Source organism: Candidatus Protochlamydia sp. W-9 (genome assembly GCF_001950615.1).
GTDB classification, from domain to species: Bacteria; Chlamydiota; Chlamydiia; order Chlamydiales; family Parachlamydiaceae; genus Protochlamydia; species Protochlamydia amoebophila.
Genome location: NZ_BCPZ01000117.1, coordinates 1 through 293 on the forward strand (window position 1 = coordinate 1; position 293 = coordinate 293).

Annotated in this window: 1 protein-coding gene; it reads left to right on the top strand. The window is 40.6% G+C overall.

Annotated features, from left to right (window positions below; all coding sequences use genetic code 11):
* On the top strand, window positions 1-293 hold a 293-nt coding region (locus tag BU804_RS03200; RefSeq protein ID WP_143298917.1), incomplete at both ends, for a putative nucleotidyltransferase substrate binding domain-containing protein.

The following is a 293-nucleotide window of genomic DNA, read 5'->3' on the forward strand; positions in this document are numbered from 1 at the left end:
GACCTATGAACAGATTTGGTGCCACCCCTTTAAAGAGAAGATTATCGACCTAAAAAAGAACTACACGGAGTTGCTCCATCACCTTTTAAATGATTTATCGCTTTATTTCGGCATGGAAGAAGCCAATACACTCGATCTCATTGGCGCGCTTGTGAAAAAGGAAATTTTCACAGCCGAAAGTGGCTTCTTATTGCAAGAGGCGGTGGCGGCCATTTACCTAAAAAGAGTAGATCTTCATTTTACTTGTGGGGAACAAAAAGAAGAGGTTAACATAGAAGATCCTCTTAGTGAAA